The following is a 26,975-nucleotide window of genomic DNA, read 5'->3' as shown; positions in this document are numbered from 1 at the left end:
TGGTTTATACAAATAGGTCATAGAGTTCTAAAATAACATGCGCTTGTGGTTAATGATGTCATTGCTAGGTTTTACTGATAATATACAGCTTTATTTATGACAGACACCTTAAAGGACTAACTTATGAAAAAAATCTTGGCTTCAACGATGATGCTAGCGACTTTTGCCTTGGCGGGATGTACCTCAACAGGTACTACAAACAACGGTACAGGTACAGCAATCGGTACCGCAAACGAGATCGGCATGAATGTTTTTAGAGCTGCGATCGACAACCAATGCCGTAGCCAAATTGAAAAACAAAACGCATGGCGTGTTGCAAGCGTCGCCATGACAGAAGCACAGCAAGAATCTGTTAAAACCAATGTTTGTGGCTGTGTCAGTGAGCAAGCACCGCAGCAAGTGACGATTGTTGAGCTGGGCAATGCCGCGATTGACTCTCAGTACCGTACTCAGTTAGTCGCACAAGTCGTCGCCAAATCTCTACAGAGCTGCTATACAAGCTTTGTTCAATAGAACAATCAAATAATTCGTTAGAATAGAAGATAATAAAAAGGGTGCGTTATACATAACGCACCCTTTTTATTGCTAATAGATTAGACCTCTTGCAAAAGTCATAGTTTAAGCTCGGAATTAATGATACCAGCAAACAGCTTCATTCTAAGATCATAGCGCTGACGACGGTTGCGATATTTATGAGCCACGATTTTAAATAACTTGATTAAGCCTATTTTGTGCTCAACCACAATACGGAACTTTGCCAGATAGTGATTGGCCTGTTTGCATATCTCCAATAACTGACCACCACGAGGTTTCTTAAATGGTGTGAAAGTTTGCTTATGTAGCTTTGCTAACCCTTGATAACCACTATCTGCTAGTAATTTAGCATTGTCAGGAAGCCAATCAGGACAAGTATCTTTATAGAGCTTAAAATCGTGGATTGACCCTTTGCAGGTTTGCACATCAAGTATCAAGCCGGTTTGCCAATGGACGATAACCTGCGCTTTTAAGGTGTGTTGTTTTTTCTTGCCGCTGTAGTAGTCTCTTTGGTTTTTTTTGGACGCTCAATTGGGGTTTCGGTGGCATCGACAATGACGACTGACCAATTGATGTCCTCATCGACACGACTAGGCAGCTTTTTGGGCAATTCAAACTTGCCAGAGTCAATCAGTGTGTCTTCTACTTTACGAACGATACGGCTAGCAGAAGACTCATGAATACCAAAGTCCATACTGATATGATAAAGCGTGCGGTATTCACGCCAATAAGTCAGGGCTAGTAGTATCTGCTCCTTAATATTGAGCACACTTGGTCTGCCTGATTTGGTCTTAGATGCTTCATGCTCTTGCATGGCCTCAAGCATGTCATAAAAGGTGGCTTTATGAATGCCTGTGTAGCGTTTAAAACCAGCGTCACTTTGTTTGAGTAGCTTATCTATGTTTGGCATATCTATTAAGTAAGTAGAGTTCAATAATATACGTTGTGTATTACAACTACTTTTGCAAGAGGTCTATTGGTTCAATTAATTAGCCTAAAATTTATTTGTATCAGATGGTTGAGACGTTATAGATGCCGTAAAAGGTAATGATTGGCTACGACGGAAATACTTCGAGGTGCTATCAATAATCTTATCTACTTCCTTAATTAAATCATTGATTACGTCATCATAAATACCATGATATAACTCTTTTTCAAATGCTGTAAATGGGTGCTTGCGCGACGCTGAACCCACCTCAGTGACACCGTCTTTGCTATAAAAAATATCTACGCGACCATCACTATTCAACACACAATTTAATAGTCCGCCTTCAATTTCCATCTCTACGCGTTCTGGCATAAAAATATAGTCATCTACATTGATAAGCTTTTTCTCTACTTCTCGTTTAAAAAATGATTTGATATCGAACATAGGTACATCCCTAACTTTATAATTATAAGATACGTGAGCATGCCGAGCACTGTGACTGTTACCCAGTATTCATCTGCGTGATTAACGGGTCATGCTTTACTCAGTTATCGTATAAGATAGTGCTAGATTATTTAAGGTGCGATATGTAAAACTGCGTTTGATGTTGGTAAAAATGTGCGATTGACTTTGAATGGGATATAGACCCAACGAAACAGAACCAGAAAAATAGACTCAACAAAAAAAGAAGCGACCAATAAGCAACTTCCCTTTTTTATTATCGAACTCCATTGACTAACTGAGTTAGACCCAGCCCTTCTCACGAAATGATTTGAGTACCTCTACAAATACTGCCATCTCATCAGGTCTGCCAAGTGTTAAGCGATTAAAGCCACTGATTGGCGCAAACTCACGCCCGACAGCAATGCCATGTTCGCGCACTCTATCGATATAGGTTTGCACATCGCCTTTTATTTCATGGAATATAAAGCTTGCCTGCGATGGCAAATAGCGTAAGCCAAGCTCATCTAATGTTTGCTCGACCAGCTGACGCGATTGATTGGCCGTACGTAAGCTCAATGCCAAAAAATCTTCATCATCAAGAGTCGCTAACGCAGCTACAGCACCTGCTAAGTTGGTATTATCAATCGAGATAAATGTTTCTAATCTAGCAATCATTTGCGAGCTAGCAATTGCATAGCCGACACGCATACCGGCGAGTGCACATAGCTTTGAAAAAGTACGCACCACAACGATATTTTCTGAGTACTCCTCTCGTATCCATGCAACACCACTCTCAAAACTTGGATCAGTCACATACTCTGAATAAGCTTCATCTAATAAAAAGTAATGGTTACTTGGTGCATGCCCTACCCATTCTTTGAGCTTTGCTGTGTCAGTAATAGTCGAGGTTGGGTTGTTTGGATTGCATAGATAAAACAAGCTAATACCGTCAAAGTCATCAGCGACTTTTTGCATACTTTGCAAGTCAAAGGCGTAATTTTCAGTCGTCAGTGGTACTTTTACCACAGGTACATCGATAGATGTCGCATACAACTCAGCATAGGCAAAGGTTGGATGCGGCACGATAACTTGGAATTTTTTGCCTTCTACCAAAGCTTGATTTTGTAGCATTTGGACGACAGTACGAATATTTTCACTAGAGCCACTGCCTAGAGAAATTTGACTCTCTGTCACACCGTTTGTCTCAGCGACTTTGGTAATCAGAGCCGAACGTTGGTCATCGGGATAACGAAAGCCGATGTCTAAAGAGTCGATAACGGCTTGTTTGGCCGCATCTGACATGCCGAGTGAATTTTCGTTAGAGTTTAATTCTATTAAGTTGTTGGTAAGCACAGTGAATAATACGCCTAGATTATGTCCATTCCAAAAATTTAGTCTGTGTTGACAGTGTGATCTATAAGAAAAGCAAGCCTAGCTAGAGCGTTACTCACTCTCGGCTTGTTCGCTCATGACCTAAATTTTTGAAACATTCTATGGATGGTGAGGTTTATGCGGATATGGTAAGTGGCAATGCGCTGTATTACAAGTATTCTGCACATTCCCATATTGAATAAACCATAAAAAAGTGAGGTACTTAAAAAGCACCCCACCTTAGCTATTGTTTAGCCTCTTTTTAACCTCAATATTTAACCCAATCTATCAAATTAAATGTGCTTTTAACTCAAGCACTTTGTCACGCGTTTTTGCTGCTTCTTCAAACTTCAAATCACGCGACATTTGCTGCATTTGCTTCTCTAATCGTTTGATTTCTTTGGCAAGCAGATCAGGACTACGCAAGATATTGATATCGACATCTGGCAGGTTACTCTTAACTGGGATAGCTTGATTGTCATTGGCATCCAAGCTTTCACCCGTATCAATCTTGTCCGTGATACTACGACGAGCACCTTTTGGCGTGATGTTATGCTCAAGGTTAAAGGCAATCTGCTTATCACGGCGACGATCCGTCTCATCTATCGCCTTTTGCATACTAGGTGTAATGCGATCAGCATAGAGAATGGCTTTACCATTCAAATGACGCGCTGCACGGCCAATGGTCTGAATAAGCGAACGCTCAGAACGTAAGAAACCTTCTTTATCAGCATCAAATATCGCTACCAATGATACCTCAGGCATATCCAAGCCTTCACGTAATAAGTTGATACCGACCAGCACATCATGCACACCAGTACGGAGCTCATGAATAATCTGCATACGCTCCACAGTATCGATGTCCGAATGTAGATAAGCGACCTTTACATCGTACTCTTTAAGGTAACTGGTCAGATCTTCTGACATGCGCTTGGTCAATGTGGTAATCAATACACGTTCGTCCTTTTCACGGCGTTTGGTAATCTCTGATAACACATCATCAACTTGCGTCAAGACAGGACGTATCTCAATCTCAGGGTCAATCAGACCCGTCGGACGGACGACCTGCTCTACGACTTGCTCGCTATGTTCAAGCTCATATAGCGCTGGCGTGGCACTGACATAAATGGTTTTGGGCTTGATACGTTCCCACTCTTCAAACTTCATTGGGCGGTTATTCATCGCACTTGGTAGGCGGAAACCGTAATTGACCAAGTTCTCTTTACGCGATCTATCGCCTTTATACATCGCGCCAATCTGTGAAACCGTCACGTGCGACTCATCGAGAAATAACAAGGCATCTTCTGGAATATAATCAAACAACGTCGGCGGCGCTTCCCCTGATGGACGCCCAGAGAGATGCTGTGAGTAGTTTTCGATACCGTTACAGTAACCAAGCTGCTGAATCATCTCCAAGTCATACTGGGTACGCTCTTTGAGACGCTGTGCTTCAATCAACTTATTGTTATCACGGAAGTACTCTAAACGTGGCTCAAGCTCCGCGCGAATAGTATGGCTGGCGGCTTCTAACTTATTGCGCGGCGTCACATAGTGCGACTTTGGATAAATGGTAATACGTGGCACACTGCGCACCGTCTTACCCGTTAAAGGATCAAACCACGTAATCTTTTCGACTTCGTTATCGAATAAATGCACACGTACGGCTAGCTGCTCAGACTCAGCAGGATAGATATCTAACAGCTCTCCACGCAAACGATACGTACCACGGCCAAAATCTAGCTCATTACGCGTGTACTGCATCTCAACCAAACGCTTGATAGTCGCTGTACGGTCGATGTTATCGCCTACGACGACATGCAATAGCATTTTTAGATAGCTCTCTGGATCACCCAAACCATAGATACAGGATACCGAAGCGACAATAATCGCATCACGGCGCTCTAACAAAGCACGCGTGGCTGACAGGCGCATCTGATCAATATGATCGTTAATGGCACTGTCTTTTTCGATAAAGGTATCACTAGCAGCGACATATGCTTCTGGCTGATAGTAATCATAATAGCTGACGAAATATTCGACCGCATTGTTCGGGAAAAATGATTTGAACTCACCATATAGCTGAGCGGCTAGCGTTTTATTATGCGCCATAATAATGGTTGGACGCTGAGTTTCAGCGATGACCTTTGCCATGGTATAGGTTTTACCAGAACCAGTCACACCCAATAGCAACTGCTCGTCCATGTCCGAATTGATACCGTTAACTAGCTTTTTGATGGCTTGCGGCTGGTCGCCTGCTGGCTCAAAGTCAGTAACCATCTCAAAGGCACGACTTGATATTTGCGTCCCTGACGCATTAACACCACTAATTTCAGCTTCGCCTTGGAGCTGAGTGGCCAATTGATTTAACTGACGCGATGAGCGCGGTTCAGGCATTCGCATAATGGCTTTCTTCTTCTTAAGGTTTATAACAATATGGGGTCTGAGCAGCGGTTTTTAAAGGATAATAAGGAGTCTTATCTTATAGTCGAAACGCTCTCTCGCTGCCAAAAACATGAGTATATGAATGTACGATTTATCAAAAGTTAAGGCTTAATATTAGCGGATAAAACTTACATCGTTATAAAAAACGCACATAGTATTCGATAAATTTACAAAGCTTTTCATGGTTAACAAACTCGTTACACGACCACCTAACAAAGCCTAACACTCAAGGGTTCCAACACTGAGTTAAGCTGCTATTATCGTTCTTGAATTAACAAGTTGATGACTTTTCAGTACTAGTGATCAGTACTAATGAATAGATAGCTTTATACCAATTCATATCATTAGCTTTAACTTGATTGTCATCGAACAGAAGACCAATAAAAATACATTGAACTTTCATTCAATATAATAATTTTAAATAAATGACGGAGTAAAATATGAGAGAACGTTACGCAAGTGGTATTTCAGACGAAACTGCGAAAAAAATGATTGATTTGCTAAACGCTAACCTAGCAAATGTTATTGATTTAACCTTAGATGGCAAACAGTGCCATTGGAATCTACAAGGTACTGGCTTTATCGGTGTGCATCAATTATTAGATGAGACATCAGATCGTATCCTTGAAGTATCAGATACTATCGCAGAGCGTATTGTAATCCTAGGTGGCCAACCAAACGGTTTGGCAAGTCGCGTAGTCAAAGAGTCTATCCTAGATGATTATCCAACCGACATTACTGAAGTAGATCAGCATGTTAGTGAGCTGACTAGCCGCTACAAGAAAGTCGCAGAGACATTGCGCGAAGCGATTGCTACTGCTGGCGACGCAGGTGATGAAGACACCGCTGACTTATTTACAGAAGCTAGCCGTATCGTTGATAAAGACGCATGGTTTATCGGCGCAAACGCACCGAAAAAATAATAGCATTTAATTTAACTAGTCACTAAGCACTAGAGTTATAAAAAAAGCCGTCATAGTTGACGGCTTTTTTGTGTCTGAGCTTTTAAATTTAGAAAGCGTACTTAAAAGCATTCGATAAGGCTCACTACCACACGTCTAATCTACGAAACCTCTAAATCAAATATTCTCTAAACTTAGCAGCTCAGCATTAGGTTCTGACAGCGTCAAGATAGCCTCTTGAAAGACTGGGTTACCTCTGAATAGATTTTCAATCTCTTCAAACTTCTGAGCGATATGCTCTTCTTTTTGATTGCCAGCGATATCTACTGCCGCCACCATAAATATCTTCTTTGGGCCAACCCACTCTAGGTGCAGGTAGGACACACTGTCGATATCTGGATGATTTAGCAGCTCGCTTAAAACATATTCGTGCATACGGTCAGTGACTCTATGGCCGACTAAGAAATCTCGGTTACGACTAATCAAGAATATCGCGACGACGCCCAATAGTAGACCGACGATGATAGACCCTAACGCATCCCAATACGGTTCACCCGTATAAGCGTGCATACCCATAGCAGCAGCGGCAATCACCAAGCCGATGACCGCTGCTAAATCCTCAAAGAATACACCGCGTAACGTTGGGTTAGACGTATCTACGACATAGCCAAGTGCACTTATATCGAGCGCTTCACCATGCTTTTTACTTTGTCTGTATGCCTGAACCAATGAGATCCCTTCGAGCACAAACGCCACTGCCAATACGATAAAGCCAATCGTATAGTTAGCCTCAGACTCAGTAGCATTCCATTCTTTAATACCCGTATAGATAGAGACAATCGAACCTGCTGTAAAGACACCAAAAGCCGCAATCATCGACCAAACATAAGACTCTTTACCATAGCCTAGTGGATGGCTTTTATCAGCAGGTTTGATGGATTTTTTTTCTGCGACGATGAGTAATGTACCATTACCAGCATCTGCCCATGAGTGAGCTGCTTCTGCAATCATGGAGGCTGAGCCTGTCATAAAGGCGGCAACGGTTTTTGCGATTGCAATAACCAGATTGGCTCCGACTGCAATTAACACAGTGATAAGTGAGCCTGAATGCTCATCATTGGTTTCAGGGCTTTGATTAAGGGTATGTTTTAATTCAGGGTCATTTAGAATTTTAGGATTACCTGCCCCACGCGCGCGAGGTGTTTGCGCTTTAGGAGAGGCTGGTAAATGGCGCTGCGGATTAGCAATAGATGGCTTTAGACTCATGCTAGACTCACTGAAATAACGTATTGATAGTAGAATTTTTACCGTAGATAAATGGCTTGAAACATACATCAGCTTAAAATAAGCGCTCTACAATATCAGTGTCTTTTTAGTGAGTCGTTGTATGAATTATTAACTCAATAAACCTAGATAACTTTATACAATTTTAGATAGCTTTAAATAACTTTAGATAGCTTTGAATAACTTGGACTACTTTTCCACCTCGGCATTTTCTTCGTTCTCGCTAAACTGCTTGTTAATCTCTTCAAAGTCGCAGCTAGGACGATGCGAGCTTTCCATACGCAGCTTCTTTCGTTCTTTAGCCGCATCAGCTCGGCACTGCTGCATCTTGTTTTTTATATCGAGTGGCGGTGCGGATGTCGGTTTACCATTGTCATCAATAGCCACCATCGTAAAGTAACAGCTATTGGTATGACGGACGGTACGACCGCGCACATCTTCTGCTTCGACGCGGATACCTACTTCCATCGAGGTATTACCAACATAATTGACACTGGCTGCAAAAGTAACCAACTCACCCACATATATCGGCTCACGGAACATCACCTGATCGACAGACAGTGTCACCACATAGTTACCACTATAGCGACTGGCACAAGCATAAGCGACCTGATCAAGCATCTTGAGCAAGTCCCCACCATGCACATTGCCAATGAAATTCGCCATATCAGGCGTCATAAGTACTGACATGTATAGCTCATGGTTTAATGGGGCTTTTTTGGCAGTGGAGCTGGTATTGTATTGCGGCATAATATTCCTTAATGGTTTGACACTTATTTATTATGCCTACCATTTATACAGCAGGTCGCCGTATAGCACAAACAGCCCTCTGTCATTAGACAGTCTAAATTGTGTAAATTAGGGCTATTTAAACAGCGTTATATAGGCCAAGATATAGGCGCTAGCTTAACCAGTGAAAGCGATACGCAAGCCACGCTACTATGGCGCTAACCGAACCGGTCAAAATACCACCCCATACAAAGTCAACCAACGCTGTATCTAGCGTAAAGCCCTTATACAGTGCCAAATTGGTAAAGTCGTATGTTCCATAAGCCATCAAGCCAATCAGCCCGCCGAGTAAGAAGATATGACCAACGGATGCGCCAGCTTTGATTTGCGGATATAGAACCAAAATACAAAGCGCCAATATATAAAACATATAAAACACGCCAGCCGCCATCATGTTCGGTTCATCAGCCAATAGATGCCCGATACGCGACTCATAAAAGGCGCCTTTCATGGTCGTCAGCCATACAGCATCGACACCCAAAAAGATAACCACAGCAGCGAGATAAGTAAAAACGTAACCCATGATATTACCTCTTATAAAATGAATAAAAACGGATAAAATTTATAGTGTTAGTCGTGGTTGGATAAAGTCTAAAAATGCCAGAATACGTGAAGATACGGCACTGTTTTTGTAATATACCGCCTGTATGGCTTCACGGTTGTTTGGTCTGACTATCGCCTCAGGCAATATTTCAACCAATCTGCCAGATTCCAAATCTTCACCAATCATAAAATGTGAAAGTAAAGCGATACCTTGGTGATTTAAACATAGCTGACGTAAGGTCTCGCCGCTACTTCCAGTCATATGAAAATTCAGTTTAACTGGAGTTTTTAGTGGCCAACTATTTAGTTTTGACGCATCGTTAAAGCCAATTAACTTATGAGTGCTTAAATCATCAATATGAGCCACCTCATTATGCTGATATAAATATTCAGGACTGGCTACTAGCCGCAGCTTACTTTTACCTAATAGACGTGCATGCAAATTTGAGTCTTTTAAGTCGCCAATTCTGATAGCCAGATCCGTCTTGTGCTCAAGCAAATCAATAATATTGTCATGCGAGGTAAGGTCGAGAGTGATATGTGGATATTGCGCCACAAAATCACCAACCAAAGGCGTCAATTGATGAAAGACAAACGGGCTTGCGGCGTCAATTCGTAGATGGCCACTCGGCGCTTTTTTTAACAGCTTAATCGCCTCTTCACCGGTATATAACGTATTTAAACTCTCACGCGCATATCTAATAAAGACATGCCCTTCCTCCGTCAGCTCCAAGCGCCGTGTCGTTCTATTTAGCAGCGTGCATTGCAGCGTATCTTCGAGTCTGGACACTGCACGAGATACCTTAGCTACTTGCTGATTCAATAAGTTGGCAGCGCCAGTAAAGCTGCCCGTGTCTACTACCGTCAAAAATATCTCTATGTCTTCTGTTTTAGCATGTCCCATCATCATGATTACCTTTACAAAATTGACAAAGGTATTTTGTCATTTATGCTGTTTTTTGCAAACTATAAATCGGTCAAACTACGCGCATCATTTAATTATTAGGATGTCGTTATGCCACTCGCTTTATGGGCGCTTACTCTAAGCGCATTTGCAATTGGGACAACCGAATTTGTCATCGTTGGTCTGGTACCAACCATTGCCGCCGATCTGGGCGTGAGCTTACCTTCAGCAGGGTTGCTCGTTAGCCTATATGCTGTTGGTGTTGCTATCGGTGCCCCTATACTTACCGCACTCACTGGCCGCTGGAACCGCAAAATAGTACTGATGAGCCTAATGGGTCTGTTTGTCATCGGCAACTTGCTGGCTTGGCAAGCACCCAGTTATGAAACCTTAATACTTGCCCGTATCTTGACCGGTCTGGCGCATGGTGTGTTTTTCTCTATTGGTTCCATGATTGCTACTAGCCTTGTTAGTAAAGAAAAAGAAGCCAGCGCAATTGCCATTATGTTTACTGGGCTTACTGTGGCTCTCGTCACTGGCGTACCCCTTGGCACATGGATTGGACAGCATTTCGGTTGGCGCGCTACGTTTCTAGTCGTCTCAGTACTGGGTTTAATCGCTTTAATTGGTAGCGCAATATTAGTACCGAAAAACCTAAAAAAATCTATCCCTGCAACGTTCAAAGAGCAATTACAAGTCATTGTAAAACCACAACTACTGCTAGTTTATTTAATGACTATTCTTGGTTATGGCGGTACGTTTACGGCATTTACCTACCTAGCACCTATCTTAGAGCAGCAGACCAAATTTGCGCCATCAGCTATCGGCCTTATCATGCTCGTATATGGCGTGTCCGTTGCTATTGGTAATATCTGGGGCGGAAAACTTGCAGATAAACGTGGCCCTATTAGTGCGCTTAGCATTATATTTAGCGCCTTAAGTATCATTCTTTTACTATTTACCTTTACTATGCAATCCAAGATTGCTGCTGTGCTAACTATTTTGGTATGGGGTGCTTTTGCCTTTGGTAATGTACCAGGCCTACAAATCTACGTGGTTAAGCAAGCTGAAAAATATACGCCGAACGCTGTCGATGTCGCTTCTGGCTTAAACATTGCTGCCTTCAATATCGGTATTGCACTAGGCTCAATCATCGGTGGTAGCGTGGTTGAAAATATGTCATTGCAAGACACAGCTTGGATCGGTGCTGTTATCTCTTTAATGGCACTAGCGGTCACACGCTATTCAGGTCTGCGTGATAAGCGTGCCCTGCAAGCATCGTAGAACTTTTCAATATACAACCTTTCGATGTAGAACTTTTCAATGTATAACCTCTCAACATATGGGTCTCAAACTGTTCATACAGTATGAGACCCTATGAATGTTATGAACAAACCATATCTATATCATCAGACTTATACTGACGCGGTGTCTGTTCTATCTTCTTCACTAAAGGCGGTCTCATCGTTCAAAACCGTTTCATGATTTAAGACAGCAGATGGCAGATCAGAAAAATGCAGCGTATCGATATTATTAGGCTTCACCGCAGTAACTTGCACCACACCGATCGTGCGCTCCAAAAACCCACCTTCGCAATAGCAAAAGTAAAACTCCCATAGGCGGATAAAGGCATTGTCATAGCCAAGCGCTTGAATCTCTGTACGCTGGGCCATAAACGCAGCACGCCAGTCACGCAGCGTGTAAGCATAATCAAAACCATAATCATGTAATTGCTTGACGACCATATCGGTTTGTTCAGTGAATTGTGTCGTCAGTTCTTGGTTTGAAAGCAGACAACCACCTGGGAAAATGTGCGTTTGGATAAAATCAACCGAGTCGATATAGTCTTGATAATTTTGATCATTAAAGGTGATAGCCTGTAATACCATAAGACCCGTCGGCTTGAGTAAGCTATTACACTTAGCAAAGAAAGTCGGTAAATACTCATGGCCCACCGCCTCAATCATCTCGATACTGACTAGCTTGTCATATTGACCTGTTAGCTCGCGGTAATCTTGTTTGAGCAGTGTGATTTTGTCAGACAGACCTGCCGTCTCGACTCGTCGCTTTGCTTCATCATACTGGGCATCAGAGATAGTCGTGGTGGTCACATGGCAGCCGTAGTGCTTGGCCGCAAAGATAGCAAAACCGCCCCACCCTGTACCAATTTCGATCACATTATCATCAGCACTAAGCTGTAAACGTTGGCATATAAGCGACAGTTTGTGCTGCTGAGCATCGCTAAGCGTCACGTCAGGCGTAGGATAGACTGCTGATGAATACATCATGGTATCGTCCAAAAACCGCTCATACATGTCATTGCCCAAATCATAATGGGCTAGGATATTGGATTTGGAGCCAGATTTGTCATTGCTACGCAGCTGATGCTTTGCTTTTTCAAATGCTTTACTAATACCTGCAAAACGATTCTCAAGTTTATTGAGCACTGCTAAGTTACGAGCTGCCAAGCGAATCAAACCTGTTAGATCATCCGTATCCCACTCACCATCAATATAACTGTCTGCTAGGGCGATAGAGCCGCCAAGTAATAGCTGGCGATAAACAGCGCTATCATGAATCTGTAGCGTCACATGTAGCGAATGGCGACCAACCGCTGAACTACTAGCGTCATTAGTAGCTACTTTACCAAAGCTACTTGTCTTAGGTTCCTGCTCGTCAAATGTTTCAATCAGCGTGAGGCTACCAAACTGAACGTGCTGTAACGCACGAAAGATAAGTTTTCTCGCTAAGTGATTCACACTATTGCTGACTGGCTGTAGTACAGCACTTTCATTAACTACTTTGCTCACACGAGCAGTTAATTTTTCTAGTTTTGTGACTGGTGCTCGATCGGTCGGTCGTGCTGGCATCGTGTATTTATCCTTGTTTAAATGCTTTATTTTTAGTGGTTCATTTTTAGTATTACATTGACGAGATTTTTGGATTGTTGATATTTAAAAACTGCTATAACTATAAGACATCTTTTTTGACTATTACTTTTCTACTGTCTACTTTTCTGATGTCCGTCTTTCTGTTGACTGTCGGCCAATTTTTCATCGTAGTTGATATACGGCACCTTTTTAATCGCATAGAGCTTGAACGCATGCCAATAAATACGGGTTAATGACGTTATATTCATCAGAGGGTTTTTTCGCAAGCTATGACGAACAGCATCCTCTGTCATCGGTACCCCTGATATCTTTATACCAGTTTTTAGCACTTCACCGCGCTCATCGCTGATATTGATAGCAATACGTGCTTGTAATCCAGTGTTAGGCTGCTCATCCATTTCTGTACGTTTTACCGTTACCTGCCAGCGATACAGCTGATCGATAGGGTTAAAAGGTGATACGTGAAAATCCTTGTCATGACAGAATTCAGTATCCTCTCCCTCTAACAAAAACCCGTAGTAATGACGCTTGTCCCAAGGCGTATTAGACACTTCAGCCAGCAGATGAGTTGGCGTCTGCTGCGCATCAAATCCTAAGTAAAAATTGACTGGGCTAAAGTACATGCCCGCATTACGGCAGACAAGCAGTCCCAGCATATCGCCTTCAGGCGCGCTCCCTGCATGTTTTTCAAATGCTTGGCTTAGACGTTTTTCTAGTGCTGCAATAGACTGTCCGTTACTATCAGGTTTTCTATCATCGCTTAGGCTATTAGTACTCTGTAGGTCAGTATGCTGTAAATAATCATCAGGACAGAATTGTTGTAGCGCCTTTTTCTTTGCTGAAAATAGAGGTAGACCTTTCGCTAGCAGCTTTTTCGGCAATATTTTACGTAATGGTAATTTTTCTAAAAACTTACTCTCATCAAATGCTGCCGTACTAATTTCAGGAAGTTCTTGCCCTGCCGCCAGTGCACTAATATTGACGCCCCAATAGCGATACGGATAGACAAACTTATTCACACTAGGAAGCAACCGGCTATGCCATGTCGTGCCCTCAAGCAATTGATGCGGTAAAGCAGTATTATCACAAGCTAACTCATGACGTGACATATCATTAGTAGGTTTGGTAGACACGGTCATATACACTCTCTTCGGTAACGGCATATTATGATAGAACAATTTGCAATATTGCTCACAAGGCTATTTGGCTTTACGGCGAGCAAATAAACCACGTTTTTTATTTTGGGAACTATCATCAGCCGCACTCTGTAAGCGCTCAGCATACTCAACCAACTCCTGATTAGTAGTCGCAGTGATAACCTGACGCTTATCAAGTTTGCGTGCCTTTATGTCAGCCTTTATCGGCAAGTCTTTATAACGAAACTGCGTATGTGCGCTATCAGCGTCAGGCAAATGCGCTGGATCAACCTCATCTTTTATATCGATATCATGGCCGAGCGCCTGACACACACGTAGACCGCTGCGTACGCCATCTTCATGAAAGCCATTAAACCAATAGGCTCCGCAAAAATGCGTGTGCAACCCAGCGCCAGAGATGCTTGACCATTTGGTTTGCGCCTCGATCATTTTTAGATCGAACACTGGATGGCTATAGTCAATGCTTTTGACGATTTGCTTATCATCTACCTCATGGTTAAGCGTAACCAAATAATTATGCTTCTTGGTCAGACGCTGCAAGATATTCATATGATACGTTAGCACTGGTTTTTCAGGTGCTTGTGTATTTACGCCAGCTTGATTCTTGTCTGGCACATTGTCTGAAGTTTTTTCATCAATAAGATAATTCCAGCTTGCCCATGCCAGTGATTTCTTAGGTAAAACACTGGTATCGGTGTGCAGTACAGCCGTGTTTTTGGTAAAGCGGAAATGACCTAATACTTCAGATTCATCGGTGCTCGCATCCTTTAGAATCTTTAGCGCAGTATCTGCATGACAAGCAAATATAACTTCATCGAATACAAGATTTTCGCTACGGATGTCAGCGTTACCTTTATCCTGCACTGTTAAAGCATTCTGTACTGTCAAAGTCACTTGCTCACCATCACGAACCACAGACTGTACTGGGCTATTGACTCGTATCTTGCCACCCACTTTGATAAAGCGTGGAATCAGTTTGTTGACGTACTGCTTTGAACCGCCTTTTATCGTAAACCACTGCGGACGATTGACCACGTCGAGCAACCCGTGGTTGTCAAAGAATTGTGCAAAAAACACTAGTGGAAATTCTTGTACTTCATCTAAACTGGTTGACCAAATAGCCGAGACCATTGGCAGTAAATAGTTATCGGTAAATAGCTGACCATATTTCTTTTGCGTCAAATAACCACCGAGCGTTTGCTCTGCAAAGCTACTGACATCTTGTCCTTGGGTACGCGCGCTATCATAATCTTGGCGTAGCTGTTTGATATGCTTATTAAACTGCAGAATATCTTTGATAAATTGCCAGAACTTAGGATTGAGTACGTTCTTTCGCTGTGACAGTAAAGTGTTGAGCGTATGACCATTGTATTCAAAATGACGTGCAGTATTTTTGACAGAAAAACTCATGTCCGTTGCTTGAAACGGCACTTGCAACTCATGAAGCAAACGAAAGAAGTTCGGGTATGTGCGCTCGTTAAAAACAATAAATCCTGTATCTATCGCACTACTCTCTACATTGCTACTCTTTGCTTTTTTACCGTCTTGTAAAGCCACGTCAACCGTGTTTACATGCCCGCCGATATAATCATTGGCTTCAAATACCGTCACATCATGTTGCGTACCTAGATAATGGGCACATGTCAGTCCTGACACACCTGAGCCGATGATAGCGATACGTTTTTGGGCAGTCTGATGGTCAGAACCTGTTGTAGCATCGGTAGCAATCTTTTGATTACTTGCACGCTTGAAACGAGTAAACGGCATAAAAGCATTCCCTTCTATATTTTTCTGTCGATATGATGGCTAAGAGTTCTATTGATAGTAGATTATTTTTAATAGTAGATTATTTTTTATTAAGTTTTTCACTAACTTGCTGCCAGACCAAATCAGGCAGCGTACCCAATGCTTTTAAAGGCATGGTTAGTTTTTTTGGGAATTCAATCACCTCATGCCCGCTTTCGATACCGTCACGTATGGCTTGACTGGCCTGCGCTGGCGTCTGGATAAACGGCATCGGAAAGTCATTCTGTTTGGTCATCGGTGTTTCGACAAAACCAGGTACGACTAAGCTAACTGACACATCATGCGGAGCAAGGCTAATCTGTAGGGTTTTCATTAGATAATGGATAGCAGCTTTTGAGCTACCATAGGCCTCAGCGCGCGCAAAAGGCACATAAGCAGACGCTGAACCGATACCGACCAAGCGACCTTTTGAAGCGATTAGCTTTGGCAGCACTCCCTCTATCGCATGAGACAACGTACCCATGTTTACCGACATGACTTTCATAAACACACTGCTATCAAAGTTCGGCATATCTAAGTACTCGCACATACCAGCGCCGCAAATTGCTAGATCGACATTGTCGATTTTTTCAAAAGCTTCGATGACCTTTTCTCGATCCATGAGGTCTAAATCAATCGTTTCTGCGCCTAACGCCTGAAGTTCAGCCAACGCTTCGTCGTCACGGCCAACTGCATATACATGATGATCTGCTAGCAGATAGTCTTTTGCCAACTGCTTACCAATGCCTGACGTCGCCCCAGTAATGAGAATATGTAATTTTTCAGTAGAATCTGTCATCGTAAATATCCTTTTTGAGTATTCTTATCTTTTTAAGTATTTTCATAATATAGAATTAATGCTCTGAAACTGATTGCTTAATAAAAATTTAGATTTTTGATAACAGCTAGCTATTATTGTTATTCTTCGCAGATATCATTGGTCGCATTTCATTAAGCTATAAGCCATTTTATTTAACAAATCTAAATAATTATAGTGGTCGGCTACAGGTTTATTGTTGTGTCTTCGCAATCATATGGGCTTAAGCTTAAGCTCAGCGTGTTATTTGTCATTTCCACAAGTACCCTGCTATCACAAGCAACAACACAATATTCTGTTACTAGCGTCATAAGACAGCTCAATATCAGCATGCTACAATGCAAAAATTAGCAATCGCGTCGTTTGCCGAAGCATCATCTATAATCGAATGAGCGCCGTATCACGGTAAGATGACGCTATCTTTTCTTAAACTATCTGACATCTTGTCCTGATAGCAATGAAAACGTTATATAATTAATATCAGATTTCCACCAACCCCACCCTCATATAAAAAAGGATCTCTCATGAGCGAGTTGCAACTGTCTGACCGCGTCAACAACATCCAACCATCACCTACGCTAGCGATTACCAATAAAGCCAAAGAGCTAAAAGCAGCTGGTAAAGATATTATCGGTTTGGGCGCTGGTGAACCTGATTTTGATACTCCTGAACACATCAAAAAAGCAGCAATCGATGCAATCAATGATGGCTTTACTAAATATACAGCTGTCGATGGTACGCCAGAGCTAAAAACAGCCATCATCGAGAAGTTTAAGCGCGACAACGACATCAGCTATGAGCCAAACGAAATCCTAGTATCGGTCGGCGGTAAGCAGTCGTTCTTTAACCTTGCCCAAGCATTTATCAATCCTGGTGACGAAGTCATCATCCCAGCACCATATTGGGTCAGCTATCCTGACATGGTTATCATCGCAGAAGGCGTGCCAGTCATCGTCAAATGCCCAGCGGAGCAAGATTTCAAAATTACTCCTGAGCAGCTAGAAGAAGCGATTACTGATAAAACTAAATTGTTGGTATTAAACAGCCCATCTAACCCAACAGGTATGATTTATACATTAGATGAGCTAAAGGCCATCGCTGAAGTATTGAAAAAACATCCACAAGTCTATGTAGCTTCAGACGATATGTACGAGCACATTCGCTGGACAGGCGATAAGTTCTACAATATCTTAAACGCGGCACCTGAGCTAAAAGATCGCGCCATCATCTTGAACGGTGTGTCTAAAGCGTATGCGATGACAGGCTGGCGTATCGGTTATGCGGGTGGCCCTGCTAAGCTAATCGGCGCGATGAAAAAGGTACAGTCACAGTCTACTTCATGCCCAACATCAATCAGCCAAGTAGCTGCCGAAGTCGCTATCAGTGGTGATCAGAGCGTACTAGAGCCGATGATAGCCGCTTTTGAGAAACGCTGTGACCTAGTCGTAGATGGTCTAAATGCCATTAAAGGCATTACTTGCTTGCGTCCTGATGGCGCATTTTATGTGTATCCAAATATCGTACCGCTCATCAAAGCGGCTGGCCTGTCGTCATGTACTGAATTCTCAGCATGGTTATTGGACAAAGTAGGCGTGGCAGTCGTACCTGGTGATGCGTTCGGTCTTGGCGGCTATATGCGTATCTCGTACGCTACTGATGAAGCGACATTGAAAGATGCACTATCGCGTATCGAAAAAGCAGTGGCTGATTTAGACGTTGCTGAATAAATCATAAAGAGCAACGAGTCTTACCGCTGTTCATAAAAAAGACGCCCTATACACTCTATAGGGCGTCTTTTTTTACGCGAGTATTGAGCGTAACTAGGAAAAACACGCTATCTCATCATTAAAATGACAATTTTTACTAATTATGCAAAAAAAGGCTTGACGTATTTTTTAACTTTGCTAGAATACGCCCCACTTAGCAAGAACTCGTTAGAGACTTCTAAGGCTCGTTGTAAGCGATTAGTTCCTTACAGCCTATTCTCCAATAGCTCAGTTGGTAGAGCAACGGACTGTTAATCCGTGTGTCCCTGGTTCGAGCCCAGGTTGGAGAGCCACATTTTAGTAGTAAATTTCTTGAGTCAACTTTGATTCAATTATGGCATTTGCCAAAACCCTCATCAATTTGATGAGGGTTTTTTTATGCGTATCATTTAGGGTCTGTTGAACATTCAAATGTGGTACTGGCAGTGACTATTTTTTAGACAATACGCAGTGAGATTTTTGACGCCTAGTCGTTCTAGGTTAGACAATTTCGCCATATATTGGCAAAAAATAGCCCTGTCCTCCACTCGAGCACAGCTCTCGTCTTGCAAACGGGCAAAGCAGTGCTTTACTCGATCCGTTCTCAAGGCTGATGCTAAAATCACCTCAAACGTTGTTGCAAGCCTAGTTAAGGTCTCGACATTATCGTCGGTTTACGCCTAGTTTGATGCGATTTTCGCGATCAGCAGTCCTAATATTTGAATGTTTAACAGACCCTCATATTGGTTATCTATTTTGCCAATTTGATAAGCGCTAATCACTACTTTGTCTCATACTTGATTATGACAATGATATTTAAAAATGAATATCATTGTCACGATAGGATATTACTATAGCAAGTTATCTATTGGCTAGCTTAGCTTGGCAACATTGGCAACCATAACACCAATGCCAACAATGTCACTAACAACACAGGTGGCGTGATCAATAGACCAATCTTTATGTACTGTCCCCAGCTTATTTTGTAGTCCTTCTCTGCCAACACATGTAACCATAGCAAAGTAGCAAGACTACCAATCGGCGTAAATTTAGGTCCCAAATCATTACCAATGACATTGGCATAAATCATTAGCTCTCGTGTTGCTGCAGGCACTTGTGCTTGGTCAATCGCAAGCGCGCCAACTAAGGTTGCTGGCATATTATTCATAACAGAAGCAACGATGGCGGACAAGAACCCAGTTCCAACCGTAGCAATGACTGCGCCTTGTTGACCCAACCAGTTGAGTACTTGCGCACCATATGCAGTAAGCCCTGCATTGCCCAGACCATATACCACCAAATACATGCCGATTGAGAATAGTACGATTTGCCAAGGCGCCTTGCGTACTACATCGCTCACAGAGACCACCGCACCACGACCGCCTTGCCATATACGACCAGCGATTGCCATAAGCGCGACAGCGGCGATACCTGTAACTAGTGAAATAGGCAGTCCTAACGACTCAGTCGCAAAATAGGCGACCAGTAGCAAACCTAATAGTGGAAAAGCAGCTCGGAATACCAATGGATCGGTAATAGCAGACTCTGGAGCGCCTAGCTCGCTAGTCGAGTAAGTTTTTGGAATATGACGTGCATAGACAACCCACAATACCAGTAGCGTCGCTAATACAGACACTATATTGACCGGTACCATCACCGCCGCATAACGACCAAAGCCAATATCAAAATAATTAGCACTGACGATATTGACTAAATTTGAGGTGACCAATGGCAAGCTTGCCGTATCAGCGATAAAACCAGTCGCTATAATAAATGCCAGAGCTGATGGTGGCGAAAATTTCAGACGTAGCAAGATAGCGATGACGATCGGAGTCAGTAGTAGCGCTGCACCATCATTGGCAAAAAAGGCAGAAATAAAGGCGCCGAGCACGACAATCATCGGAAACAATAAGCGCCCTTGCCCATTGCCAAGGCGTGCCACATGTAATGCAGCCCAGCCAAAAAACCCTGCTCGATCTAAGATAAGAGAGATGATAATCAGCGCCACAAAAGTAAAGGTCGCATCCCAGACAATATCCCAGACGATACCCACATCTGATAACTGCACGACGCCGAGCGCTAACGCGACTAAGGCACCACCCATAGCGCTCCAGCCGATACCCAATCCTTTAGGTTGCCATATAACTAAGACTAAAGTGACCACAAAAATAGCAAATGCAAGCATTGTACGACCTTACTTAAGCTAATTTTATTCAGCCGATTTAATATAGGGAATTAGATCGATTAGGGGATTAGATCAATTAGGAGGTTAGATCGATTTTTGATTGACGCGGCTCGATAGTTCTTCAGCACTCTCGACGCGTTCTGAATAGCGATCAGTGAGATAATCTGAACGTCCACGTGTGAGCCAAGTAAACTTCACTAGCTCCTCACAGACATCGACAAGACGCAGATATAACGGAGACATATCCATGCGATTGTCGTCGTTGAACTCTAAGAACGCTTTGGGTATCGAAGATTGGTTGGGGATAGTAATCATCCGCATCCAGCGCCCGAGAATACGCATTTGATTAACTGTATTAAAGCTCTGACTACCGCCGCTGACTTGCATCAGTGCTAGGGTTTTACCTTGAGTTGGACGCACGCCACCTAGTGACAGCGGTATCCAGTCGATTTGCGCTTTCATGATACTGGTAATACTGCCGTGACGCTCTGGACTCACCCACAGCATGCCTTCTGACCACTGCGCCAGCTCCCGCAATTCTTGTACTTTGGGATGGTCTGAGTCTATATCGTCAGGCAACGGCAAGCCGGATGGATCAAACATTTTTACTTCACAACCATACCAACGTAGCAATCGGCTAGACTCTTCAGCGGCCAATCTAGAAAACGAGCGCGCACGGACAGAACCGTATAGCACTAGTATTTTTGGCGGATGACGTGAGTCATTTGGCGCAACCAAAGAATCAATATCGATAGGCTGAAGATTATCTATATCAATATTGGGCAAATCGTCTAAGCTAAATTCTAGCGAAACAGTAGGATCAACGGCTAATGTTTGGTCAACCTCAGTGTTTGTCATGAGTAACAACCTCGCCGTCTTCTTTTGTAAAGCTACTTACTGGATTGGCTAGTAATTCAAACACACGCTCTGACGGACGGCATAGAGCAGCGCCTTTATCAGTCACTACGATAGGACGGTTGATTAAAATAGGATGCGCTATCATGGCATCGATAATTTGATCGTCAGACAACTCAGGATTATTTAGACCAAGCTCATCATTGATAGCTTCTTTGCTTCTTAATAGCTCTCTAGGCGAAATCTGCATTTGCGCCAATAGCTCAACTAAACGGTCGCGGGTTGGTGTATTTTTCAGGTATTCCACCACTTCTGGCTCTTCACCTGATGCTTTAATAATGGCAAGCGTATTACGAGAGGTTCCGCATTTAGGATTATGAAAGATTAATGGCTTCATAGTGTTTACACCTATTTCATGTATTTATTGAATTGATAATTGGTTTAATCATTACCTTGCTCAGCAGACTCATTTACTCTGCAGCCGCTTAAACTATCCATGAGTGACGCACACAATTCCGGATGTCCCGCACAGCAATCTTGCAACAGGAACTGAATGACGTTATCCATATGTGATAGCGAAGCACGATAGATAATTTGTCGGCTATGACGCTGTGAGACTACCCACCCTGCTCGTGCCAGCACCGATAGGTGGGCTGACATTGTGTTATGAGGAACAGAGAGCTGACGGGCTATTTCGCCCGCAGGTAGGCCTTCAGGCTCGTGGCTGACGAGCAGCTTAAAAGCTTTTAAACGAGTATCTTGAGAGAGCGCAGCAAAGCTTGCAATAGCATTAGTTATTTCCATATGTCCAATAATACAGACATATTAAAATAATTCAATGTTTTTTGAACAATTTTGTCGCTTATTCTAAGTGTCAAAACTTAGTAAAAATGCGACGATAAATATATTTTCTAAGTAGTTGATGCTAATAACTACCAATATGCGCTTAATTACTACGTATGCTCAAGTAGGTATATTACATGTTCGCGTGAAGACAATGCTTAACCACTTTGAGTCTGACTTTCTCTGATGGTTTGAGGCTACCATTTACCCAAAAATCGTTATCTAGTTTATCCATATGCTTTTCAGTTCCTCCCCAGCGTGTTTCCTTAGAAACAAAATCCTTTAATTCAATTAACGTATAGCCCTGCTTTTCCTCCTCGCTGAGTAACACTTTAGGAATCCAACCATTAATTTTTATTGAATGATCTAACTTAAAATTAATACTAAGATTTAACCAATATTGAGTTTCCTCGCCCTCATCTGTTAAATAACTCAATGTAAAATTATTTTTATACCAAAAAATAAAATTATCCGTAGATTTTAAGAAATACCAAGTTAAATCCAACAATTCTCGACAACGTTCAATATTGGGCGGTAGAGCATCATTATGTCCAATGTCATTTCTAATAATCATCATTTGTTTTAACAAATAAGGTCGAACTAAGCCTAAAGACTCTAAGTATTCTAGATATCCTTTTGGTGAATCAGATAAAGCAATTTTTTTGAGCGAATATACGTGTTCTATGAACTTTAGTCTTTGATTGAGACAACGCTTTAAGTTAGAAACAACATCTACTCGATTAAACTCATTTGCATTCCTTGTCAAAATTAAGTCAGCATGATTCCAAAGATCGTACGCTCTCAGACGATCTGCTTCGTTCGTATAACTATAGCTCTCTATTGTTGCAGACCAATCTAATACTGAATCGCATAACCAAATATATTCTTTCTTCATACTTTATTACTCAATTTTTCTAACTGATTAACATCATTATATAGAAACTTAGAGCAGACCAACCTTAAAAAACAATCTTTGTAAAGTTGCCTCACCTAGCCTTTCAATTAAATGCGTAAAGATAAAAAAACCAAAAAATCTAATGGTAAAAATGAGCATTTCTTAACCTTCTCAACCTAAAACCCTCTACATTTGACCTTATGTAAATAACAAGTTTAATATATGTTATTGTATATTGATGACGCTTAGAAGTTCATGCTAAATTGAATACAAGCTTATGCAAAAGTAAAACTAGATTTGGCTGGTAGCTCTCGCTCTGTACTGCCAATAAACCTGATTAAAATAACTATTATGATTAAAACAACAATAAGGAAATGACCATGCTACTAGAGAAAATCAAAACACCTGGACTTTCGCACCTATCCTACTTGGTAGGCTCTGGCGGGCAAGCAGCGGTAATTGACCCACGTCGTGACTGCGCGATATATGTAGAAAAAGCGCGCGCAGCAGGACTTGAAATTACTCATATTTTTGAGACACATCGCAATGAGGATTTGGTTTCTGGCGCACCTATCTTGGCTGCAATGACAAGAGCAACAGTTTTGCATGGCCCTAATCCAGAACAACCTGTTGTCTATGCTGAGACCGCACGTAATGGTGATTGTTTTCCAATTGGCCAATTAGAAATTCATGTCTTAGAAACGCCTGGTCATACCGATGATCATCTTGCTTATGCGCTGTTTGACACGGCGTATCTAAAGGAAGCAGTTGGCGTTTTTACTGGAGATGCACTATTCGTAGGTGATGTCGGTCGTACTGACTTCTATCCTGAGCGTCGTAGAGAAGTTGCAGGTTTACTTTATGACTCTTTACAAGACATTTTAGTGCTCGGTGATCAGGCGATTATTTATCCAGCTCATGGTGCAGGGTCAGTCTGCGGATCAGGTATGGCGGAGCGTGAGTTTTCTACCGTCGGTCACGAAAGAATCAACAACCCACGTTTACAGACTACCGATCGTGAGACGTTTATTGACCTCAAGACGAGCGAAAACCATTATCAGCCACCCTACTTCAGATTGATGAAGCGCCTTAATATGGAAGGTGGTGAAGCGCCTCCAGTCGTTATGCGTCCGCGTAACCTTTCACTCAAACAGCTAAATGACTGCGATGCTGATCATCTCATCGATATTCGTGAACCCATGGCATATGCGTCAGGACACTTGCCCGGCTCTATGAGCTTACCTGTCAATATGCTACCTGCGTTTGCTGGATGGTTTATCGAGGAAGGACAAAGCTTGGCACTGATTGCCTCTGATGAAGAGCAACTTGCGACTGCGATGGAGCATCTGGTACGTATTGCTTTTGATAATATTGTCGGTGGCTATGTAGGTGTCGTCCCTGCCGCTGCCAAAGGGGAACAGATGCAGCAAACCCCTATGGTCGATACAACCGAGGTAGAGAGTCGTCTTAATAATGCTCAGAACTGGACATTGCTCGATGTACGCGATATCGATGAGAGGAATACCAATGCGATAGAAGGCTCACAGCATATCTATGTTGGTCACCTGAATGAGCGTTGGCATGAGCTTGACAGGAGTCACCACTATACCTTGATGTGTGCTAGTGGTGCTCGGGCAACAATAGCAGCAGGATGGCTTGCTAGTCGAGGTTTTGAGCACATTGATATCTATCTAGGGTCGATGGGCGCATGGCAAGCAACGCATAAGTAAGTCTTTACTCTTAGCTAAAATCTATAACTATCTAAAACGCGTCATAGATTCTGGATAATGAGTTTTAAGCAAAGGCATTTTAAAGTGCTGTAACTAAGATATGCTATACCTAAAATAAATACGACGACCCTTCTTTTACTCAGTATAAGACTGATATAAAAGAAGGGTCGTCGTTTTAGCTGACCTTTGATTGATACGACTTAAGTGAATATAAGTCATAGTACTAGGCTCTAATTCTAGATTCTGACTCTTACTGTATTTCCTTACCTGACTTATAACTCATAAAACATAGATACATAAAAAACAGACACAAAAAAACCTCAAACAATCTAATGCTTGAGGCGAAACTTGCTTAAACTCGAAAGTCTAAATTCGTTTTAAATATGGCGCAGCGGACGGGACTCGAACCCGCGACCCCCGGCGTGACAGGCCGGTATTCTAACCAACTGAACTACCGCTGCTTAGGTCTCTTAGCTTGTTTAGCCACTTGCTAAGAAGTGGTGGGTGATGACGGATTCGAACCGCCGACATTCTGCGTGTAAGGCAGACGCTCTACCAACTGAGCTAATCACCCTTCGAACAATTGCTAGGCAATTTATTCAACATCAACTGAGCTCTTAAGTTTGTCACTAAGCTCCGTTGCTGTGGGTGTGTATTATATAGATTTACAGATGCGTGTCAAACAGTATTTAGCACTTTCTTTAATATTTTATTCACTATTCTGACAAGCATATGTTTTTATTGATTTTATATTTTTAGAAATATTCACTATCTTTAGACTTCATGCTTATTTATCGGCTAGCGCTTGCTCGATATCACTTTTAATGGCTTCTGGCTTGGTCGTTGGTGCGTAGCGGTCAATAACTTGGCCTTTGCTATCGACTAGAAACTTGGTGAAATTCCATTTGATACCATCTGTCAGCACGCCACCCTTTTGCTCTTTAAGCCATTCGTAGATAGGATGAGCATTCGCACCATTGACATCAGTCTTTGCCATCATCGGAAAGCTGACACCATAGTTCTTTTGGCAAAACGCACCAATCTCGTCATTGCTACCTGGGTCTTGGCTACCAAATTGGTTACAAGGAAAACCGACAACTACCAGTCCTTGATCCTTATACTGTTCATATAGTGACTCTAACCCTTCAAACTGCGGCGTAAATCCACATTTGCTTGCGGTATTAACGATTAATAATACTTTATCTTGGTAATCTGAAAACGCTTGCGAGCTACCATCCATGCGCTCAGCCATAAAATCATAAATTGTGCTCATTATTTATCCTTAAATTGAGATTTTTATTGTTTTGGGTGTTTATGCGCTACTTCTTTTTCTATCATACACCTAATAAAACTATTGAAAGGGAAGCACCTTGTACTTCCCTTTCACATTTCTAATACTACTTAGCCTACTTACTTCTCAGACTTATCTAAATCGATAGATACTGAGTTGATGCAATAGCGCATGCCTGTTGTCTCAGTAGGACCATCAGGGAATACATGGCCCAAATGTGCGCCGCAGTTGCTACAAGTGACTTCAGTACGAGTCATACCTAGCGAGTTATCGACGTGCTCTTCAATCGCGCTGTTATCGATACCTTGATCAAAACTTGGCCAGCCACAGCTCGCATCAAATTTATTGCTTGAGTCAAATAAGCTTGCACCGCAGCCTTTACAACGGTAAACGCCATCATCAGTCGCATCATTATATACACCTGTAAATGGGCGTTCAGTGCCCTTCTCACGCATAATATGATACTCATCAGCGGTTAAACGCTCTTTCCAGTCAGCTTCAGTCAACTGGCTGATCTCTTCTTTGCTTAGTTGATTGTCTTGCATAATTTATCCTTATTCGAGTATTTATTATCTAATCTCGGTAACTATTTTATCGCCATATGATTATGAGAACGACGTGCTCTATCTGTTGGTTATCG

24 protein-coding genes, 3 tRNA genes and 1 pseudogene are annotated in these 26,975 nt (G+C 42.3%); 6 read left to right on the top strand and 22 right to left on the bottom strand.

Annotated elements, in window-relative coordinates:
• The first annotated feature begins 123 nt into the window (after window positions 1-123).
• Window positions 124-513 carry a hypothetical protein gene (locus tag QL886_RS03020; protein WP_101206414.1) on the top strand — a complete coding sequence of 130 codons (390 nt, stop codon included), beginning with the start codon at window positions 124-126 and terminating at the stop codon, window positions 511-513.
• 98 nt (window positions 514-611) lie between these two features.
• Here the strand turns inward: QL886_RS03020 and QL886_RS03015 are convergent.
• From QL886_RS03015 to uvrB, 5 genes and pseudogenes are all read right to left on the bottom strand, one after another.
• Window positions 612-995: pseudogene (locus QL886_RS03015) on the bottom strand (transposase family protein); the annotation flags it as partial.
• An 8-nt stretch (window positions 996-1,003) separates the two neighbouring features.
• A complete protein-coding gene (locus QL886_RS03010; RefSeq protein ID WP_290177599.1) occupies window positions 1,004-1,444 on the bottom strand; it encodes a transposase family protein in 441 nt (146 codons plus the stop codon).
• Between the two features lie 84 nt (window positions 1,445-1,528).
• Window positions 1,529-1,906, bottom strand: coding sequence for a hypothetical protein (locus QL886_RS03005; protein WP_057760896.1), 378 nt, complete (start codon window positions 1,904-1,906; stop codon window positions 1,529-1,531).
• Window positions 1,907-2,206: 300 nt separating this feature from the next.
• On the bottom strand, window positions 2,207-3,259 hold the full coding sequence (locus QL886_RS03000; protein ID WP_290177598.1) for a histidinol-phosphate transaminase: 1,053 nt from the start codon (window positions 3,257-3,259) through the stop codon (window positions 2,207-2,209).
• Between the two features lie 306 nt (window positions 3,260-3,565).
• Window positions 3,566-5,677, bottom strand: coding sequence for an excinuclease ABC subunit UvrB (uvrB, locus tag QL886_RS02995; protein ID WP_101206411.1), 2,112 nt, complete (start codon window positions 5,675-5,677; stop codon window positions 3,566-3,568).
• Window positions 5,678-6,159: 482 nt separating this feature from the next.
• Here uvrB and dps point away from each other — a divergent pair, with 482 nt between their 5' ends.
• Window positions 6,160-6,642 carry a DNA starvation/stationary phase protection protein Dps gene (gene dps, locus QL886_RS02990; RefSeq protein ID WP_290177597.1) on the top strand — a complete coding sequence of 161 codons (483 nt, stop codon included), beginning with the start codon at window positions 6,160-6,162 and terminating at the stop codon, window positions 6,640-6,642.
• A gap of 156 nt (window positions 6,643-6,798) precedes the next feature.
• On the opposite strand, the gene QL886_RS02985 is transcribed toward dps, so the two are convergent.
• The 4 genes from QL886_RS02985 to QL886_RS02970 form a co-directional block, all read right to left on the bottom strand.
• Entirely contained in the window at window positions 6,799-7,887 is a 1,089-nt protein-coding gene (locus QL886_RS02985) for a cation diffusion facilitator family transporter (RefSeq protein WP_290177596.1), read from the bottom strand.
• Between the two features lie 207 nt (window positions 7,888-8,094).
• Window positions 8,095-8,655, bottom strand: coding sequence for an acyl-CoA thioesterase (locus QL886_RS02980; protein ID WP_290177595.1), 561 nt, complete (start codon window positions 8,653-8,655; stop codon window positions 8,095-8,097).
• 151 nt (window positions 8,656-8,806) lie between these two features.
• Complete coding sequence (locus tag QL886_RS02975) at window positions 8,807-9,217, bottom strand: DUF2177 family protein (protein WP_290177594.1); 411 nt, start codon at window positions 9,215-9,217, stop codon at window positions 8,807-8,809.
• A gap of 39 nt (window positions 9,218-9,256) precedes the next feature.
• Window positions 9,257-10,147, bottom strand: coding sequence for a LysR family transcriptional regulator (locus QL886_RS02970; protein ID WP_290177593.1), 891 nt, complete (start codon window positions 10,145-10,147; stop codon window positions 9,257-9,259).
• A gap of 105 nt (window positions 10,148-10,252) precedes the next feature.
• Here QL886_RS02970 and QL886_RS02965 point away from each other — a divergent pair, with 105 nt between their 5' ends.
• Window positions 10,253-11,425, top strand: coding sequence for an MFS transporter (locus QL886_RS02965; protein WP_290177592.1), 1,173 nt, complete (start codon window positions 10,253-10,255; stop codon window positions 11,423-11,425).
• Window positions 11,426-11,556: 131 nt separating this feature from the next.
• On the opposite strand, the gene QL886_RS02960 is transcribed toward QL886_RS02965, so the two are convergent.
• From QL886_RS02960 to QL886_RS02945, 4 genes are all read right to left on the bottom strand, one after another.
• Entirely contained in the window at window positions 11,557-13,011 is a 1,455-nt protein-coding gene (locus QL886_RS02960) for a cyclopropane-fatty-acyl-phospholipid synthase family protein (RefSeq protein ID WP_290177591.1), read from the bottom strand.
• 131 nt (window positions 13,012-13,142) lie between these two features.
• Window positions 13,143-14,171: a DUF1365 family protein gene (locus QL886_RS02955; protein ID WP_290177590.1), complete on the bottom strand. Its 1,029-nt coding sequence runs from the start codon at window positions 14,169-14,171 to the stop codon at window positions 13,143-13,145.
• A 60-nt stretch (window positions 14,172-14,231) separates the two neighbouring features.
• Window positions 14,232-15,956, bottom strand: a complete 1,725-nt coding sequence (locus tag QL886_RS02950) for an FAD-dependent oxidoreductase (RefSeq protein WP_290177589.1) — start codon at window positions 15,954-15,956, stop codon at window positions 14,232-14,234.
• Window positions 15,957-16,035: 79 nt separating this feature from the next.
• Window positions 16,036-16,773, bottom strand: coding sequence for an SDR family NAD(P)-dependent oxidoreductase (locus tag QL886_RS02945; RefSeq protein WP_290177588.1), 738 nt, complete (start codon window positions 16,771-16,773; stop codon window positions 16,036-16,038).
• A gap of 542 nt (window positions 16,774-17,315) precedes the next feature.
• Between QL886_RS02945 and QL886_RS02940 the strand changes: the two genes are divergently transcribed.
• Both QL886_RS02940 and QL886_RS02935 read left to right on the top strand, forming a co-directional pair.
• Window positions 17,316-18,518: a pyridoxal phosphate-dependent aminotransferase gene (locus tag QL886_RS02940; protein ID WP_290177587.1), complete on the top strand. Its 1,203-nt coding sequence runs from the start codon at window positions 17,316-17,318 to the stop codon at window positions 18,516-18,518.
• A gap of 256 nt (window positions 18,519-18,774) precedes the next feature.
• Window positions 18,775-18,850 (top strand) — tRNA-Asn (locus QL886_RS02935).
• A 563-nt stretch (window positions 18,851-19,413) separates the two neighbouring features.
• Here QL886_RS02935 and QL886_RS02930 read toward each other — a convergent pair.
• The 5 genes from QL886_RS02930 to QL886_RS02910 form a co-directional block, all read right to left on the bottom strand.
• Complete coding sequence (locus tag QL886_RS02930) at window positions 19,414-20,721, bottom strand: arsenic transporter (protein ID WP_290177586.1); 1,308 nt, start codon at window positions 20,719-20,721, stop codon at window positions 19,414-19,416.
• An 84-nt stretch (window positions 20,722-20,805) separates the two neighbouring features.
• Window positions 20,806-21,579, bottom strand: coding sequence for an arsenical resistance protein ArsH (gene arsH, locus QL886_RS02925; protein ID WP_290177585.1), 774 nt, complete (start codon window positions 21,577-21,579; stop codon window positions 20,806-20,808).
• Window positions 21,566-21,973: an arsenate reductase (glutaredoxin) gene (gene arsC, locus QL886_RS02920; RefSeq protein WP_201579762.1), complete on the bottom strand. Its 408-nt coding sequence runs from the start codon at window positions 21,971-21,973 to the stop codon at window positions 21,566-21,568. The genes arsH and arsC overlap by 14 nt, the downstream gene beginning before the upstream one ends.
• A 44-nt stretch (window positions 21,974-22,017) precedes the next feature.
• Window positions 22,018-22,380 (bottom strand): winged helix-turn-helix domain-containing protein, encoded by a 363-nt coding sequence (locus QL886_RS02915; RefSeq protein ID WP_201579761.1) that lies wholly within the window; start codon window positions 22,378-22,380, stop codon window positions 22,018-22,020.
• 172 nt (window positions 22,381-22,552) lie between these two features.
• Window positions 22,553-23,314, bottom strand: a complete 762-nt coding sequence (locus QL886_RS02910) for a hypothetical protein (RefSeq protein WP_290177584.1) — start codon at window positions 23,312-23,314, stop codon at window positions 22,553-22,555.
• 380 nt (window positions 23,315-23,694) lie between these two features.
• Here QL886_RS02910 and QL886_RS02905 point away from each other — a divergent pair, with 380 nt between their 5' ends.
• Window positions 23,695-25,044, top strand: a complete 1,350-nt coding sequence (locus tag QL886_RS02905; RefSeq protein WP_290177583.1) for an MBL fold metallo-hydrolase — start codon at window positions 23,695-23,697, stop codon at window positions 25,042-25,044.
• 384 nt (window positions 25,045-25,428) lie between these two features.
• On the opposite strand, the gene QL886_RS02900 is transcribed toward QL886_RS02905, so the two are convergent.
• From QL886_RS02900 to msrB, 4 genes are all read right to left on the bottom strand, one after another.
• Window positions 25,429-25,505, bottom strand: a tRNA-Asp gene (locus QL886_RS02900).
• Between the two features lie 37 nt (window positions 25,506-25,542).
• Window positions 25,543-25,618, bottom strand: a tRNA-Val gene (locus tag QL886_RS02895).
• A 213-nt stretch (window positions 25,619-25,831) separates the two neighbouring features.
• Window positions 25,832-26,317: a glutathione peroxidase gene (locus QL886_RS02890; RefSeq protein ID WP_290177582.1), complete on the bottom strand. Its 486-nt coding sequence runs from the start codon at window positions 26,315-26,317 to the stop codon at window positions 25,832-25,834.
• A gap of 137 nt (window positions 26,318-26,454) precedes the next feature.
• Window positions 26,455-26,880: a peptide-methionine (R)-S-oxide reductase MsrB gene (gene msrB, locus QL886_RS02885; RefSeq protein ID WP_057760931.1), complete on the bottom strand. Its 426-nt coding sequence runs from the start codon at window positions 26,878-26,880 to the stop codon at window positions 26,455-26,457.
• Window positions 26,881-26,975 lie beyond the last annotated feature (95 nt).

Origin of the sequence: Psychrobacter sp. APC 3281 (assembly GCF_030407815.1) — a bacterium.
In the GTDB taxonomy this organism is placed as follows: domain Bacteria; phylum Pseudomonadota; class Gammaproteobacteria; order Pseudomonadales; family Moraxellaceae; genus Psychrobacter.
This window is presented reverse-complemented; position numbering and strand designations above follow the sequence as displayed.